At 62.5% G+C, this 18,097-nt stretch carries 9 protein-coding genes; all 9 read left to right on the plus strand.

What is annotated here, in order from left to right; all coding sequences use genetic code 11:
• Positions 1 to 59 precede the first annotated feature (59 nt).
• The gene (locus ACWPM9_RS10805; protein ID WP_484755117.1) at positions 60 to 1,073 is read left to right on the plus strand and encodes an AAA family ATPase; all 1,014 of its coding nucleotides are present in this window, start codon (positions 60 to 62) and stop codon (positions 1,071 to 1,073) included.
• Positions 1,073 to 2,782, plus strand: coding sequence for a hypothetical protein (locus tag ACWPM9_RS10810; protein ID WP_484755118.1), 1,710 nt, complete (start codon positions 1,073 to 1,075; stop codon positions 2,780 to 2,782). The genes ACWPM9_RS10805 and ACWPM9_RS10810 overlap by 1 nt, the downstream gene beginning before the upstream one ends.
• Entirely contained in the window at positions 2,775 to 4,910 is a 2,136-nt protein-coding gene (locus ACWPM9_RS10815; protein ID WP_484755119.1) for a hypothetical protein, read from the plus strand. The genes ACWPM9_RS10810 and ACWPM9_RS10815 overlap by 8 nt, the downstream gene beginning before the upstream one ends.
• Complete coding sequence (locus ACWPM9_RS10820; RefSeq protein ID WP_484755120.1) at positions 4,907 to 5,470, plus strand: hypothetical protein; 564 nt, start codon at positions 4,907 to 4,909, stop codon at positions 5,468 to 5,470. Before ACWPM9_RS10815 ends, ACWPM9_RS10820 begins: the two co-directional genes overlap by 4 nt.
• Entirely contained in the window at positions 5,467 to 6,621 is a 1,155-nt protein-coding gene (locus ACWPM9_RS10825) for a hypothetical protein (protein WP_484755121.1), read from the plus strand. Before ACWPM9_RS10820 ends, ACWPM9_RS10825 begins: the two co-directional genes overlap by 4 nt.
• On the plus strand, positions 6,618 to 14,828 hold the full coding sequence (locus tag ACWPM9_RS10830; RefSeq protein WP_484755122.1) for a hypothetical protein: 8,211 nt from the start codon (positions 6,618 to 6,620) through the stop codon (positions 14,826 to 14,828). The genes ACWPM9_RS10825 and ACWPM9_RS10830 overlap by 4 nt, the downstream gene beginning before the upstream one ends.
• Positions 14,825 to 15,814, plus strand: a complete 990-nt coding sequence (locus ACWPM9_RS10835; RefSeq protein WP_484755123.1) for a hypothetical protein — start codon at positions 14,825 to 14,827, stop codon at positions 15,812 to 15,814. The genes ACWPM9_RS10830 and ACWPM9_RS10835 overlap by 4 nt, the downstream gene beginning before the upstream one ends.
• A gap of 399 nt (positions 15,815 to 16,213) precedes the next feature.
• On the plus strand, positions 16,214 to 16,855 hold the full coding sequence (locus tag ACWPM9_RS10840; protein WP_484755124.1) for a hypothetical protein: 642 nt from the start codon (positions 16,214 to 16,216) through the stop codon (positions 16,853 to 16,855).
• Between the two features lie 50 nt (positions 16,856 to 16,905).
• Positions 16,906 to 18,093: a hypothetical protein gene (locus tag ACWPM9_RS10845; protein ID WP_484755125.1), complete on the plus strand. Its 1,188-nt coding sequence runs from the start codon at positions 16,906 to 16,908 to the stop codon at positions 18,091 to 18,093.
• The last annotated feature ends 4 nt before the right edge of the window (positions 18,094 to 18,097 follow it).

Here is an 18,097-nt window from a genome sequence, read left to right on the forward strand (position 1 = left end):
CCATGTTCGAACGTGACGGGCTCAATGCGCTCTACCAGAGCCACCGGCAGACACTGACAATGCTGAATGCCGTCGGAGCCCAGCTCAGGAAGCGCTTCTACAAGATGGACGACGCCGTCGACTGCATGTTGATCGCCGCTCTCTCGGGCGAAGCCCTGGTGATGATCGGCCCGCCGGGTACGGCGAAATCGCGGCTGGTGCGCTCCTTCTGCCACCTGCTGCATCTGCTTCCCGATACCGGGCTCGACGCCACGGCAAAGGCCGCGCCCGCCGCACCGGCTGCGGCCCAGTCATCGGGCTATTTCGAATATCTTCTGACGCAGTTCACCGAGCCCAGCGAATTGTTCGGCTTTTACGATCTTGCCGAACTGCATAAGAACAATCAGCTGAAGCGCCTCGATCGCAACATGATGCAGAATGCCAAGGTCGTGTTCCTCGACGAAGTCTTCAATGCGTCCAGCGCCATCCTGAACGCCTTGCTGACCTTCATGAACGAGCGGAAATTCCACGATCGCGGCGAGACGGTAGCCACCGAGTTACAGCTGATGTTCGCCGCGACCAACCACACGCCGACCGACCCGCACCTGGCCGCGGTATTCGATCGCTTCCTGTTGCGATGCCGCCTTTCCAACGTCGCCCGCGAGGCGGTCGAGACGGATGAGATCGCCAGCCTGATCGGATCCGGCTGGCGCGAGACCCATGCGACCGCGCTCGAGCGCAAGCCGGACTGGAAAGAGCTTCTCGCGAAGCTGGCGCAGATGCGGGCGGATATCGACGATCGCACGCGCAAGAACACGTTGCGCATTGATCCCGGGCACGTGGTGTTCAGCGCGTTGACAGACCTCGTGCGCACGCTGGTGCGCGACGATCTCTCGGCCATGTCCAACCGGCGCCTCGTCAAGCTGACCGGCCTCATCCTGAGCATGCGCCTTCTGCGCGCCGATCAGGCCGGCGAAAAGACGATCGACATGCGGCCGGAGGATCTGGACGTCATCACCCGCTTCTCGCTCGATCAATGGGATCCTAATATCGAGAGCAAGCTGAGGCAGACCGTGCTCAAGGTCAATTCGTGATGGCGGCGCCCGCGCATGGCATCCCCGCGCTTCGAATCATTGCCCCGGCGCGGACGCTGTTTCCGGATGCCGAGGCCGATCCAACGATTGATCTCGCGGTCGCTCCCCGGCTCGATGAGCGCGCGCGCGCAATGCTCGATGCGATGCATGATCGACACGTGCCGCTGACGCCGAGGCTGGCAATCGCTCTTGCGCGCATGGAGGAAGAAAGCCCCGCTGCCGTCCTCCCCTGGGGGCATGTCTATCCGCTGGCGGCAGCGGCCCTCGGCATCAACAGGGGTTTTGGCAATACGGCCGCCTGGCATCGGGTCCATGACGTGTTCCACATCCATGTGGCCGAGCCAGTGGTGCGGCATGCCGCGCTCGCGCTCGGCGAAGTGGTCATTTTCGGCCCTGTCGCGTTCGACCGCGAAGATGCTCGCTTCGGCAGCGGGCCGGACCTTGAAACCTACCATCGGGCGATCGAGGAAAAGGTGCTGGCCGCGCTGACCGACCCAACCGTCATGGGTGCGGCGTTCTGGACCTCCCGGGCCGTTATCCTCTGGGGCACGGTGAAACGAAGGGGGACCGCAGCCATCGAGGCCCACGGCCGCACCAGCGCGCCAGCCATTCCGGTGGATGTCGATCCCGTGCTCACCCAGCTCGTGTTCGATTGCGAGCCGCAATTCGACGATAGCGGCGCCAATCGCAGACGGCCGCCGCCACATTCCACCGTTGCGCATCACGAGCGCGCCGGTTCCCGGCCGCGCCAGGACGGCGTGGAAGGCATTTTGCATTCCCGCAAGCTCGAGGACCTGACCGACGCGCTTTATTCGGAATTCATGATGCCACGCGACTATCGGCTGCTGAAATTCGTCGAGCAGGGGTTTCTCATCAAGCATCGTCCCCCGCCGCAACGGCCGATGCGCGACCTCGTGTCGATCGCAATCGACGAAGCGCCGCTCGACGCCACGGCCGCCATGCTCGTCAAATCCGCCTGGATCGACGCCACCATGCGGCTGCAGCTCATTCTTGCCGACCACAGCCTGACGCGCAGCGAATTCGCCTGGTGCGGCCGGATCGGCAACGGCCTTCTTGCCGCGGCGGTCTCGGCGAACGGGCCGCGGGCAAAATTTGAACTCGATCCCATCCTGCTCTCAGGCGACGACCGGCGCCGCATGATCGCCGATTCCACGCTGACGCCGGCCATTTTCGATCGCCTGTCGAGGGTAAAACTGCGGACCAGGGGAGGCCAGCCGGCCGAGATCGGCCGAGGCGAGCTGCTAGGCCAGGCAACGGATGCGGCCATTGCGGTCTGCAGCGAAGCCATTGCCGCAGTCGCGACATCAGCCGGTGGGAAGCGCCCCTTGCGCGGTGCAGCGGCGGTGCGGCCGGTGCAACTCTCCGACTATGCCCGCGCCTTTGCACTTAACATCCGCCCGAGCCGGATCGGCGTCGATGAAACCCTGATGGTGAGATGGTCGGGAGAACAGGTGGCCTTTGCCGCGGCAATGGGATTGCAAAGGGCAAGACGCCACACCTGCGCCCTGATCCTGGTGCCGGACCGCCTCGAAACCGGCTCCGTCTTCAGCGTGTTTGCCGGCCGTACGTCGTCCGGCGGAGTCATCAAGATCGAGGCGGACGACGATCCCAGGCGCGCCCTGGAAACCGTGATGGGGCGCCTATCGGACTGGATCATGGTGCAGACGCTGGAGGCCATCCGTGGCTGAGACAAAATCCGGCCAGCGACATGGCTATACGTTTCCATCGATTTCCACCCAGGATATGCTGGCGGTGCTTGCCACTGTCGCCCGCGAAATGTGGCAGGACGCGGTCAAGTCCGGCCTGCGCGTGGATGTTCTTGACGACAACCTTGCCCGCTTCGCCCTGCCCGGCCAAGGCTCGCCGCCCTATCTGCGGGCCGACGAGATCTCCGCGAGCCGCGGCAGGCTGGTAAACTACATACAGTCGATCGCCGGCACGCCTGTCGGACCACGCTTTGAGGGCGTTCGCTCCATCGATTTTTCGAGAGGGTTGCCGCTGTTTGAAGCCGCCGTCCTTCTCGCAGATCGAAGTGCCGAACCACATGCGGTCCCGCAAGTTTTGACGGCACAGGACCAGCGGCTCGTCATCATCAGCGCAACCCTGGGTGACGCCACGGTCGCGGAGGAGATCGCAGACGTGACCCGGAGGGGGCGCGACGTGCAGATCCTCTCGGCGGAGGATGCCGAGAAGACCATTTCGGATACGATCATCTTCCTCACCGACAATGCCGAAGAGGGCGGGCTGCTGGGCGGCAAATTCGGCCGTAGCGATCTTCGCGGCGGTGTCTATATGCTCCTGCCGCAGCATGCCGGCCGCTTCACGCTGTGGCGTGACCATCGCCTCAAGAACCTCTCCAACGACGTCCTGTCGCAGCTCGGAGCCATATTCGACGCAACCCGCAACGCCGGCGCCATCAGCGCCACCTGCACAGGCATTGCGCTGCTTTTTCCGCAGGAGGATACCTATCGCCTCTATCTCGTCGAACCCCCGGCGCTACCGGTCGAAGACGTGCTGGCCAGGCAAGAGCCGTCCCAGGCTTTCGATTTCAAGGTCCTCCGCGCGACGGCGTCAGTCGAGGCGGCCGAAAAGCTGCGCCAGCGCATTCGCGACCTGCGTTTTCGCCTTGGCTACCGGGTCTCGATCGTCAGCATTCCCCGCGACCTCAGCGCTGGGCAGGATGTTGAACCCCTGCTTCGCGAAATCGATAATCTTAACGCGCGGATCGCCCAGATCGAGGCGCTTGGCGCGCCGCAGCTAAGACTGCTTCGCTTCAGCGACCGGCAGTTACCCGCCCTGATCGACGGCCTGCGCCAATTGCCGCAGGAAGCCCTGACCGACGGCAGCCTGCAATATACGGCCGGCCATGCCGCGGGCCAGGACGAACCGGCACATTTCATCCTCTACAATCCCGCGAGAACGCATATCCATCTTGCCGAAGCGCAATGGCGGCGCCAGACGGAGGATCGCCCGATCACCTATTGGCTGGATCCGTTCGTCGCCGAGGCGCATGCCAGGCGGCCGGCGCGCACCCTGGTTTTTGTGCCGAGCGGCACATTTCTCGAGCCTTCGCTGGCGCATTTCGGTTCGGATACCGATGGGACGCTGCGCCTGGTGCTAGGCGACCTGTTCGAACAGACAGCGCCGGTCTTCGATACTCCGACGGCGGAACCACTCTTTCTGTTCACCCGGATGACGGATCGGGTTCTCGAACTGGAAGTCGAGGTGCTCGACCGGCAATCCTTCGCGCCGCTCGACGTCCACATCGGCTGGCTCAACGACTATCTTCAGGTCCGGAGCCCCCAGATCGTCGACAGGCAAAAGCTGACAGAAATCGCAGCCGATCTCTATGACGGCGCGGTTGCCGAGGCGTTGCGGGTTACATTGCAAGCCTCGGTGACGGACTTGACGGCAGCCTGGAACGACAGCCGGACCGCCATCCGCAGCGACGCCGAGACAGTGATCAATGCGCTCGTCATCGAAACCGAGGCGGCCGGCGACCGGATCATGCTGGCCACGGATTACATTGCCGAAGCAAAACGACGCATGCAGGCGCTCGAAACCCTGATGGATGAGGCGGACGCAGCCCTTCGCGTGGCCAGCAAGGCTGAAAGCGCGCTTTCGATCCGGGACGGCGACCTGCTGGAACAGCGGCAGCGCTTCACCGACCGCGTGCTCGCGGAACTGCAGGCCGGCGAACTGGCCATCGACGATGCGAGCGAGCGGCTCGCCATGCTGCGACGCAAGCTGGACAGGATCCTTGCGGACAACGATCTGGACGGTGCCGGCGGATCAAGACGCGGGAGGCCGAGATGAGCCGTGACGGCGCGCAGGATTGTTTGCAGGACAAGTCCCGTCGCGGCATTGCCGATCTGGCTGCCGGCCTCGCCGCGAGCATCGACACGGCAAGGCGGCGCACCGCCGTACCCATGCCGGAGAAGGGCGAGATCCGGCTTGCCGCAAGACAACTCGCCAGGGCAATGAAGCGCATGAACGCGGTTGCGCCGAGGACCGTCGCCACGTTCGCCACGACAGCGAGCGAAATCGGGCATATTCGCCAGGAGACGAAGCGTAAGGCGGGGCAATTGGGCCGGCGGCTCCGCCGCGCCATCGCCATCGCCGAGTTCAAGCTCTTTCTGCACCGCTATCAGCTTCACATCGCCATCCTGACCATGATGATCGCACTTGGCGTCACGGCCTTCCTGCTGCGCGAGAGGATCGCGGCGGTCATCGCAGCCATCGCTGAGACCGACGGCGCAGCTATCACGCCGGATCCCGTCGCACCCTCCCCTGCGGCCGTTCCGTCTGAGACTGGCGGGGCTGAGACTAGGCCTGCGCCTGGGACTGGGTCGATGTCCGTGGAGCAAGTCCGATGAGCGGCGGCGGGCACGGAATCGTTGCGACGCGCTCATTGCTGCGGCAGGCCGGCGCGTGGCCGAAGCGGCGGCCGCGGTACGTCCTGCTCCGGATCGCGCTGCTGGCGGCCATTGCCGCGGTAATCGGTTTGCCGGCCTATGCCGTTGCCGCGCGTCTGTTTCCGACTGACGGTCCCGGTCGGATCCTCTATTGGTTGCACGACACCGTCTATCTTCCACTGGCAGGATCCCTGTGGACCGGCCTCTACCCCTACGCGCTCCTGTGGGCGCTGCCGGCGGCCGTGCTGGCCTTGCTCCTGACCGCCGAATTCCTGAAAGTCGCCGATATCATCCGCTCTGTTCACCGGCGAGCCATCCTGGCTCTCCTGCCATTTTCCCATGGCCGCAGGTTCATAGCAGCCCGGCTGGGTCCGGGCGGCAGGCGCACCGGGCGCTCGCCGCGTGATTTTGCCCATGCCGTCGTTTCGGAACGGCAGGTGGAGCTTCGCAACGCAGCGATCGATCACATCGAAGCGGAAGGCATTGTCGACAGGCGTCTCGCCGGCCGGATGCTCGATACCGGTGCACTGCGGCTGCAGCTATCCCCGACGGATGGCGCCGCGGCCATAGAGCTGCTCGAAATCGTCGCCTTCGTCGGCCTGGCGGTACCCGGCCGGGCCGACGCCGGCCGGCGGCTCGGCGCTCTCTGGATCATCGAGCACATCAAGAGCGCACTCGACGAGAAACGCGAAGCGATCTGGTTCTATGTGCTTGCAAGCCTGACCGCCGACGACCATGGGCTGGCGTCGGCGGAAACGGCGCTGTCCAGAATGATCGAACAGCTGGAAAACGCGCTCCGCACCCGAGAAGACGTTCAGTTCGACCCCGTTGCCGCGGCAGCGATGACGCTTCTGGCCGCGCATCTGGCGCGCCGCAACGGCCTCCATTCGACACGGCCTTTCTTCACGCTCTGGGCGGCGGTGCGTGCGAAGGCGCCGGCCTGCGGCCTGCCGGAAGCCGAGACGCTCGTTTCGTTTTCCTTCTGGAGCGCCCTATCCGAGCAGTCCACGACGAGACCTCCCCTTGAAGGCCTGCTAGCGCAGGCGCTTGGCACATCCGGGGCGGACCTGCCGATCGGCGAACGCTTTGCCTGGGAGGGGACGGCATCTTGAGCAAAACGTGGCAAGGAAAATATCGCCAGTCCCTTCAAGCGCTTGTCGGCCACTGGCGCGTGAGGCAGGGGAATGCCCGCCCTGGCCAGAGGCTCGACGCCACCCTGCTTGCGATCGCCACCGCAAGCTTGGCCGTCCTGACATTCGCCGGTTTCGTCCTCGCCGTCAGCGAGGATGCCAATGGCTGGCTCGATCCGCCGATCCTGCGCAGGGCGCCCGACGAACGGATCCTGACCAATCTGCGCAACTCTTCCTCGCCGATCGCGGATGCCGCGACGATGCGCGACGGTACCGTGCTAATCGGCCGGGCCGACGGTACCGTGCATCGCTACGACGCCAACCGGGAACTGGTGATCGGCGAGGAGAAAGCTCTGGACGATCGGCGTCTCGGCACGGCACTTGTCAGCCTTTTGAGCGCCTGCGGCCAAACAGCAGAGAGCGACCAGTCGGCCTGTGCGGCGCCCGATACATCGTTCGCCGTGACCGAAGGTGGCGGCGTTGCCCGCCGCAGTCCCGGTGGTCGCTGGAGCGCTTTCTGGAGCGATGGTGCCTGGATCGGCGCAAAGGGCAGGCCTGTGGAACAGGCCGACGTGATCAGCTGGGCCGCAGCGGAGGATCATCGCTGGGTTCTGATTTATGCGGGCGCCCATGGAACCGCCTTGCTGAACCAGGAAACAGGCGCTTGGTTCACGCAGCAGGGCACGGACGTGCTCATCAAAGCTTCGGATCCGGCGGAGATGCGCATCGTTCCCGTGGGCGACGTGTTCTGGATCGCCGGGGCACAGGGCATCGGCAGGATCGATACTGCCAAGCCGCAAATGCTCGAATGGTCGAATGCCGATGGCCTCGCCATCCTCGATCTCGACCGCGCCGCCGATGGTGGGCTGATCGCCTTGGCAAAGGGCGCCTGCCAGAATAGCAGCGCCGGCGGATGCCTGAGCATCCGCTCCGTCCAGGGCATCGATCGCCTTCCGGTGATCGTCGGTGAGCAGGCGCTTTATACAGGGCTTTCGGCCAATACGATCAGCCATGCAGCACTTCAGGACGGCAAGATAGTCACGCTCGGCAACTCAGGCGTTCACGTCTACGATCCGGCCATCCGCAGCTGGAACATGATCGAGGCGGCCAAGGTCGATGCGTTTCACGCCGCCGACGGCGGCAAGGACATCTTTTTCACCGCCTCCGATCGCGTCACCGAACTGCGCGACGGCAAGCTGGCCGGTCAATGGAAACTGGATGGCGCTCCGTTCTCGCAGGTGCTGTCGATCGGCGCCGGCCAGATTCTGGTGATCGACAAGGATGGGCTGGTCCGGGAGGTAACGCGCAACAGCACGGTCGTCTCGCGGGACATCGCCATGCCCGGCGTCACCTTTACCAGCGGCGCGAGTGCCGGCAACCTCGTCCTTCTGCGATCACGGCAGGGGATCCTGGTGCATGAAGTGGCGCAGCGGCGCTATTCCTGGATCAAGATGGATCTCCTCGATCCACCCTTTGCCGATGAGAGCATGCGCCTGATGGCTGGCGGCGGCCAGTTCTGGCTGGTCTCGCCCACCAGCGGCGATGTCAGCCTGGTCGCTCTCTCCGGCATTTTTCCAAGCCATGCGATATCGGCCACCACGATCGGCAAGCTGCCTGCGCCGCTGCGCTCGTCCAATGCCGGACGCGCGGGATTGTGGCTCGTCGATCGCAACGGCCTGCCTTACGAGGCGACCGCGCGAAACGCCACCGAAGGCGATATCATGCCGCTTGTCGGCAGTCCGCGCCAGGGATCGACTACATTTTCCAGCGTCGCCGCCTATCGCGACCAGCTGTTCTTTTCCGATGGACAGCTGATCTGGCGCTATGACGGAAGCGACCGCAGCTGGAGCGGCCCCGGATCCCTTCCCAACGATGAGCGGATCGCCGACATCAGCGTCTCGGGAGACCTGACCGCACTTGCGAGCGACGGGCGCGTTCTGCGCCTCGACAATTCCAACTGGACAGAAATCGTCGGTGCAGGTCCGGGAGCGGCCCTTTCCCGCAACGAGGTCACCGATGCCCTCTCCGCCGGCGGAGATCTCTATCTGGGCGGCAACGGCCTAGTCCAGCAATACGCCCCCACCGAACGCCGCTTCGGCGACACATGGGCGGGCGGTGCGGGCGATGTGCGGATCCTCGACATCAGCAACGGAATGCCGCTGTGGTTTTCCGCCGGCACCTTGCGACATGGCACCCAGCGTCTTTCCGACCGTTCGTTCGAAGCCGCCTGGAATGCTCCGGGGGGCGGGGCGGTCGCCATGGGGAACAGAAACGGGCGTCGCTATCTCATGCATTTCCCCCGCCAGGACGCGGCAAGCTGCATGTTCTTCGGCGACATTGCCCCGGGCGGACGGGTGATCGATGCCCTGGCGCTGCCGGCCGACCGTATCCTCGTGGCAACGGAGTCCGGCGCCGGTCTCTACGTACCGGCCGAAAGACGCTGGATTACGGTGGCCGGGCTACCGAACGATACGGACCTGCGCCTCTACCTGCTCGACGGGCAGATCGTGGCGGTGACAGGAACCAGCCTGGCCTGGCTGCCGGAAAATGCGCTGCCACAGCCGCAGAGCTGTGATACTCCTGCAATCACGATCCCGTGGCAGCAGCGGCTGACCGGCCTATCGGTCGAAGTGCAGGAGCAGACCGGCAGCATTGCCGCCCTTTTGAGCGACGGCAACGTACGGCTATGGAAAGGCGGAGCGCTCAGCACGCTTCTTCACCCCGTGACGGAAGGGCCGGCGCCGGCGACGCTGCGCCGCATGGCGAAGGCCGGCAACGCGCTGCTGTTTGCCGCATTCGACGCCCTATGGCGTTACGACATATCCGCCAGGACATGGCAGCGCATAGCCCTCACCGGTGCTCCGACGCTTGTCGAGAACATCGACATGACGGATGTGACGGCGACGGCCGCGGTCGTCACGGTCTGGGGCGAAAATGGGCTTTCCTATGCCGGCAACTGGTCAGGCGGCAATACGCCTGTTCCGCTTCAGCCAGTCGAGAGACCAAAGCTTCCAAGCCTCGTCTCGGAAGCCTCCGCGATAACGGACATCTCGGCAGAACAGCAGACATGGGCGATCGGCTCGCCGGGCAAGGTCGAATTCGTCAAAGGCAATAGCGATGCCGCGGGTCGCTATCTGGTTCTTCCAAACGATGCCGTCGAGCCGCGCCCCTATCGTGTCGGCCGGAACATTGCCTTCATCGAGGGTGAGGCCGACAGGCCCGCGCATATCTGGCTGCTTCCAGCGGATCAGACCCCGGATACCGATGCCGTATTACGCGAGATTGCCTTTTCCTACAAACCCGGCGACGATCAGGGCTATATGTTTATCGGCAATGCTTCGAGGCTTATCCGCCTTGATCGAGGCGGCGCCGTCCTGAGCTGCGAGGTGCGCGCCAATGCAGCAGCGGCGCGTTGCGACACCATCCTGGAGACGCCAACCGCGCTAGCGCCCACCGCGCTCATCAAGGCGTTCCAGATCAGCGGGGGGCACCTCATCTTTGCCGAGGGGCAGACCTTCCTGACGGATATGCGGCTGCGACACCCGGTGCCGCTTCCCGATATAGTCCATTCCGCGGATAATCTGGTGTTTTCCGCGGGCGGTGGCACCTATCTATGGGAACGGCCGGGCGGCCCCTTGTGGAACCTTGGTTCTGACGGCGCCAAGTTCCTCGCCAGGCAAGTCGACAGGCTGACGATCCATGAGAACCGGGTCCTCGCAGCGGTTGGAACGGATACGTTCGCCGTGGAATCCGGGCAGCTCAAGCGCCCGGGTCTTCGCAACGGTAGAAGCACGACAGCCGTGACGTTCAATCCCCTGGGCAATGCTCAAGGTAGTCGTCAAAACGGCGGCGACCTGATCGGCATCGACGCCCAGAACCGCATCCTCCGCCTTTCCGACGGCAAGATATTGAGCGGATCAAATCCGGGCAATGGTATGGTCGTGGCCGTCATCCAGGCGACGCTTGCGAATGTGCCGCAAACGACCTCGCGCCAACAAACCCCGGGTTTCTGGCTCCAATATTCCGACGGTACAGTGAATTTCTTCTACAATGGCCTTTGCAAGCCTTCCGCCGAGGCCGGCTTCTTTTATCCATGCTGGCGTCTGGCTTTCGATACCGCCATCACTCTGCCCAGGGGCGGCGCCATCCGCGGCGCCAGCATGCAGGGTGACGTGGCCATCCTCCACACCGATGCCGCGGCCTACGCGGTCGACGCGGCCAATGGCCGGTTCACCGAACGCGTAGCCGATGCGCCGGCATGGCGTCCCCCACCGGGGATGACCGACGAAACCGCCCGGATCCTAGATCTGATCCGCCCGCTCGAAGGACGCCCGGTCCTGGCCCCTGCCACCTACCAGCAAGGCGATAATGGCACGACGATCAAAACCGCGACCGGCGATCTGCTTGCCGAGGGAACCAACACCTTCGTTCCATGGCTTCCGCTCGACGAAGGCTGGATCCGGTGGGACAAGGCCGCCGGCAAGATCGTCTTCAGGACGGTGGACGAGAACGATGTCGCATTGGCGCCACCGGAAGCGATCCTCGGCGGACAGCTGTTGCCCACCCTTGCGGGCAGGGCCTCACGCGCGGCGGACGGGACCACCGCTTGGCTCACACGCCAGGGTCTCTGGCGCTTTTCGCCCGGAAACCCGCCCCGCCTCGTCGCCTACGAGCACCGGCAAGACCCGGTCGGGCTGGCCGACGGCCGCTTTCTGATGGCCGGACGGACCGGTACCGAACGCGTGACCGGCCGCGCCACAGATGATGGCGATCTTAAAACCATTGCCGAAGACAATCTCGAAATCACTGCCTCCTTGAGGCGTGCGACAATCGAGGCCGCTCTCCTGCGGCCGGACGGATCGCGCGCCAATGCCTTCGCCGCGTCGGGATGGGCTTTCGACATCCGCGCGGCGGTCGGCTGGAAGAACCAGACGGTCACCCTTACCGGCCCGTCGGGACTGGCATCCGCGCAACGCCTCACCGGTTTCGATGCCGGACCAGTTCCCGGGCTCATGGTTGAGCGGCTTGCCGAAACGAAGAGCGGCGACGTCGCCCGAGTCGGCGGGCAGTGGTTCTCGGCAGCCCGGCAGGGCGGCTGGGTCCCGGCCCCCGATCCCTTTGCCCAGCGGACCATGGTCGATATTAACAGCACGCGCTGGACCATGACCAACGGCATGACCGATATCCGCGCGGTCCAGGCGGCCGATGCATGGCAGGTGGAACGCGACGCGCTGAACTTCAGGGCAGACAGGCTGGTTGCCGCGGCGGCAGAGGGTAACGCGTTGGTCGTTGCCACCGGTCTTGGCACCCATGCATTGCCCTCGTTTGCCGAGCTCGCCGATATAGGCCCGGCCGCGACGTCAACCGTGCCTGCGGCCGATTTCGACGCCGTACCCTCGCGCCCCGGCGAAACGATCATTTTTGCGCGGAACGGCTCCAGCGGTACCGCCATCTGGAATTCCCAGACGCAGGCATGGGCATCGCCCAGCGCCGGAAAAGATCCGTGGATCAAGCGACTGGCCGTGGAGGACGGGACTTTCGATCTCGCATTCAACGCGGGTCAGCCGGTTGTCGCGCTGCGCAATGTGAGCCTGCCCTCCGGCAGCACGCGCAAGGCGCCGTTCGACTGGTCGCGCGGCACGCACATGCCCTTCGACCGAGCAACGTCGATCCATGGGGAAAACGACGTCCTGTTCGTGGGAACGCAATTCGGCCTGCGCCGCCTGACGCCCGGCGACAGTGACCTGGCTGGCGGCGCGGGCGCGATACTCGATCTCTCGGCGAACGCCACCCCAGCCTCCGCCAGGCCGGCCGCCGCCATAACGGCCGCCGGCAGGCCTTATGCGGCGCCATCGCTCATCCAGGCCCGCGCCAGCGATGGTGGATGCGCCACCTTCGTCGGCGGGCAGGCCCAGGCGGCCTGCGGCGGCCCTTCGATTCTGGACACACGCCTGGTAGTCGACGAGGCACTCTGGGTCTGGGCCAAATCAGATGGACGGGTCTATGGCCGCTACAAGTTCGACGGCACGCTGCAGGGGCCGGTGCTGACGCGTGCCGAGGGTCGCTGGCCCCATGACCAGCTGTCCGGCACGATGCGTTGCGGCGGGGCCATGTACGAACTCTGGTCCTCCAATGACGTCGTGCGCACCGCGCGCAAGGGAACATCGCCGCTCTTTGCCCTGCCGGGCAGCCGTGCAGATCGCCTTTACTGCAACGACCACGAGGCCGCGCTCGATCGCGGTGAGGCTCTTGCCGCCGGCGCCTATCTCCTGACCGGGTCCGGCAGCCTGCAGTTCAACGATCCCGCCTGGTCCCCCGTGAACCGCACGAAGTCGGAAGCGGTGCAGGCCTTTGCCGAGGGCAAGATCGTGTTCGATGCCCGACGCCTGCGCATCGTCACAGGACAGCACGACAGGAGCTATCTGCATCTCTGGTCGGACGGCCTGTGGCGCCCGCTGGCCTGGGCGGGAGGCCTGCCCGCGATCGAAAAGACGCTTGGCCTAGCATTGCGCGACGACCGGATCGAGCGCCTGACGCCGTCAGGCATGGTTGCCATGCCGCGCGCGCCCCTGTCCGGCGCAATCGACCCGGGCAGGATCGAATTCAGGACGGCCGCTTCGGCCGACAGTCTGGCCGCCTGTGTCATCGATCGCGTGGAGAGGCTGGACGGACGTGACCAGGCCGTGGAGAACCTGCCGGGAGGGCCAGTCCAGTTTCGCTGCCGTGATGGCAGTGCCTATAGGGAAGATCCCGACGAGAAAGGTGAACTGGGCGCCTTCAAGCGTCTCTCCAAAGATCCCTTTGCAGCAACGCGTACGCTGTTCGCCGATGGCGAGACCTGGCTCTGGCGTCGCATCGGCGCCGGTCCGAACGGCTCGGACCACGCCGCCATCCGCTTCAAGGGAGAAGACGTCTCTCTCGATGGCGGGCGCTTTGCCATGGACGATTATCGCGCGCTTGCCGCGCCGTTCAGGGGCGTCACCGAAATCATAGCGGCGAACGGCTGGTGGCGCCATATGTCGACCAGGCTGAACATCGCCTCCGCGCAACGCGACAAGACGATCTCTGATCCACAGGCGATCACCGGGATCACCGCCGACAGATCGGGCGCCACCCCGCAGCTTTGCCTGAAGTCCAACGCTTCGAGCCGCAACCTGACGGCTGACGGCGTCCCGACCAGCACGCGGGAATGTTCCGAATGGCAAGGACAAGACCTGTTCTGGACTTACCGCCACGGCCTGCAATCCGGGGCGCACGCCAGCGGAAAGACAATCAACGGACCCGTAATCGCGCGCGAACTCAAACGCGGCCGCTTCGGCGATCTCGTAGCGCTTGCTCCGCCGATCGCTACTCGCTGGCCGCAGCCCGGAAAAGAGGAACAGCACGGTTTTCTGGTACCGACGGAGGTGGGGGCGACGCTTGTCGGTCAGGACGGCGTCATCGCCAGCTATTTCAGCGGGCCGGCCAATGGCGCGTGGATATTCGATCCCGATATGCAGGCGGCGGTGCAGCTATCGCGGAGCGGAGTAACTCGCCTAGACCAGGTCCAGGATGAAAGTCGCTGCGGCCCCATCCTTGCAAAGTTGCCGGACGCTCAATGGCGCAAGGCGGAACGCGCCGATGACGGCGCCCTGTTGCTGTTCGCCAATCCGGCCCGCATGGTCCGAATGGATTGCTCTGGCGAGGCCTCCGCTCTACAGTGGCAAGAAATGGTCGACGTCGCGCTACGAACCCGGTTTCGTTCGATCGCGCCGGAGCTCGGCGCCAAGACGTCATCGCTTTCGATCACCCTCGGCGGTCGGCGCATCGCGATATCAGACGGGCGATCGCTCAGGCTCTCGCTGGACCTGCCTTCGCGGCCAGCTGGCGCGACTGACGAGATGCCTGTGAAGCTGCTCGCCCGCCGCGGCCAGAACGCCGCAATGATCATTACGAGCCAGGAAGTCTATCTGCTGGACATAGACGCAGCCCTTAGCGGCCTGACAGATACCGAATCTGATAGCCCTCCGCGCGTGCCGCCTATACCGAAATCGCGGCCTGCCCCCCAGAATGCAAGCCTGGCAGCCATGAGGGAACCCTGGAGCGGCGGTCCTATTAGCACACTTGCGGGCGCCGGCCAGGCTTGCCGGCCCGAAGACTGTCGCAAGCCAACGGACCCTCTGCACGAGGGCGGAAACAGAGCACCTTGACGATGGTGAAAAGCGAACAGCATCTCATTACATTGCCATGCAATGGTCCCATAGAGTTCGTTGCTCCGGCCAGCGCGCTCACCAAGCAAATCCGGCTCCCGCCAAGCGTCCAGTGGCGGAAGCCCAATCTGCAGCTAACGGCCAGTCCCAGTCTGGCGGGACATGCCGATACACGCACCTACGTTCTCGATGCCGAGCGTTTCCTGTGGTCACCTACGGAAGGCGATGCGGAGGCGCCCGACAGCCCTGCTCTTGAACCGTACATGGCCGCGCAACTCTTCTACCAAGTCCAGGATTCTCTGAACGCGGCCCTCAGCTGCGGCCTGCGTGCGCACGCGCAAGCCCTGCGCATCCAACCGGTCTACCGGAAGCCTGAACGCGACGTCTTTCAGCGGGTCCGACCGAAAAGTTACGGCCTGGCAGCCTGGCGGCGGGCACATAGCGAATGGCTGCGCTCGGTCATGCAGCCAGCGCCCACGATCGACAATCCAGCAACCGGACCGGCCACAGGCACCACGCTCTGGCAAAACGATCTTGCCCAGCTTATGAATCAGCTCGAACGTCCTTTCGCGATCGACATGCGCGCGACACGACACGAGTACACGGGCGAAATGTTGATCGACCTCATATTTCCGCCACAAGCCTTTCACCCTCGCGTTCATACGATTGTGGAAAACGGCCAGTTGGCCATTGTGCCTGAAGAAATCGGAACTGCCGGCGCGAACCGCGACCAGCTGGCGCTGGCTCAAATGATCGCCACGGCCATCCTGGTCCAGAGTGGAACTGGAAGCGGCAACGCGACGCTGACGGTCAGGGCCTTGCAGAAGCCCGACGAGCAAGGCATCGATGCATCCGAAACGGTATTTCTTAAATTGCAAGTCGATCGTAGCGGCTGGGGGCTTGATCTTCAACGAGCCGCACGGCTGGATATTGGTCAGGTTTTTCCCGGATCGGTCGGTGGTGTGATCATCGAGCGTTTGTCATAGTCAGCACCATCGCGCCCGCGCAGAAACTGAAAAGTAGCGGGTGAATTCTGCTGCGGAACCCGCCCAAATGGGGGATTATCTTCAGAATATGCCGCACTCAAAGCTATGAGAAAATGTTTCAAAGCCGAACATTTGCAGTGTCAAAGCTCGCCACCTGATAAAGAAATGGGTGCCGAACACAGTAGAAGGCCAGATTGAAGCCAAACGCGAGGAGCGAACGGCACCCGGAACCGCGCAGGACGGACAGAATGAGGAGAAACCCAAAAATCGCATAGAGTGAAAATCAATCACCCGACAAGACAAAATAGTAACCAGTCACCAAAGACGCTTGTACTTTTTTAAAATTGGCTTTCTAGTATAGATTGAAGTGCCGGAGGCACAATTTCAAGAGTGGTGCGCATGCAAACATCCGCTTACGAAACGACAGCAGAGAATGTCAGACGTTATATACTCTCAGGGCGCAGCCTTCTCAATTTGATAGGGTTCACCGGTCTCACGCTTTGGCTGACGGTCATGGCTATGATTACAATACTCCAAGCCGTTGATTGGACGGTTGCAGTCAGCGAGTTTGGGCTTCAGTTCTCACGGGTAGCGGATGGCTCCTGGGAACGGCTCGGTGAATGGATGATCGTTACCGCATCTCGCTTCGAAACGCATAGAACCAACATCATCACATGGCCAGCCGCCTGGATTGCCATGGCCTGCATCGTTTTCCTACTGTTCTGTTTCAGCCATCTCTGCACCCACAAACTGAAAGGCGTTTCACTTCTTTCCAACGAAAAAACGACAGCAACAGCCCAAGCGATCCTGGACCGCTTTGGTTATTACAAGGACATCATCAGCACGACCTATCCGGACTATTTCTCGATTGGCAGATTGTTTTATGCGCCCCGCTTCAATATCGGACGAATATTGAACGGGCGGGATACGGGCCTACAGGCAAGCTCCCAGAAATTCTTCATGGCGCATGAATATGCGCATCATCTAACACGAGACAATCTGATTCATTCATATTTTATTTCGCTGTTTTTTTTATCTTGATTTCGATCATATATTTTTCGGCGTTCACCACACTTCCGACTTCGATGCTGATGATGCCGTTTGCATCGATATTGCCTCTATATATTTCGGGTGTGTTGGTTGTTTTTGCGGCTTTTCTTTCGTCAGTTGCGCTTTGCATCTATGGGCTGCTAACATCTTATATCAAGGCCCGGGAATATTTCGCCGATGTCGCGGCTTACCGTTCGGTGCCCGGTGTTGAGCGACCCTATCATACGCTTGGCGACGGTGAACAACCGCCACTGCTTGCGGTCTTCAGCAAAAATCGAATGTCTCTTCACGAACGCGAATATCACAAAACGGGCTACAGCCTTCACGCGAGGAATCTGTTGATTTTCTTCTGGCCTGCGGCGTTCTCCGTGCGGAGCGTTTATCTGATATCGGCATCTGTGGAACACACGAACTACATATTGATTTTTGATGCCGCGCTTCTTTGCGTATTCGCGCTTCTAACAGCCGCCTTGCCTTCTCGACCCAAAGGCCGCAAGGGAAACCCCATAGCGCCCTGGGCCGTCTCCACCGTTGCGCTTCTTGGCCTCACCCTTTCATATCCCGGCCTTCTGGGCGCCATGAAGATGATTGCGCCACCGCTTTGGGGGGACATCTTCCTACCGCTGGTCGGGCTTCCGACAATATTGGTCACGATTTATTATTTTCTCTACACCGCCTATCGCGCGATCCGCCACGCTGTAGACAGCGGTACGCTCTTTGTTTTTTGGCCTAGGTCGCCATTTTTCATGCGGCTGCTTCTTTATTTAGGCGCAACGCCGGGTCTCGTGTTGCAGTATTTTTGCTTCACACTATCGACCGGATTTCTTGCCGTTATGATCGTCAGTTTGTTGCGTGGCGAATGGTTATCTGGCACGATTTTCAATAGCATATATCTAGTGATCATTGTGGTCGTTTTGGCAGCCTATGTCGGAATCCAGTTCCTGAGCCTGATTCAACCAAAATCCAAGGTTTTCTGGGTTGAAATCTCGATTTCGAGCTGCATTTTGTGCATATTTTCATTGATTACAGGCCCCATTTTGTCAGAGGGAATCCATATGGCGACACAAAGCGAAAGATTTGATTTCTCAGGCGAGCTAACAAGGGAAGCTGCAAGGCGTGCTGCAGCGGGAGAAATAGAGTTTCCTCTATTTTTTATTTCGATTTTCACAATATTGTACATCGCGACGCGCCTCATAGCGTATTTCGCACGGAACAAGCTGACACTGTGAGGGC

It is taken from the genome of Agrobacterium sp. H141 (assembly GCF_057158725.1).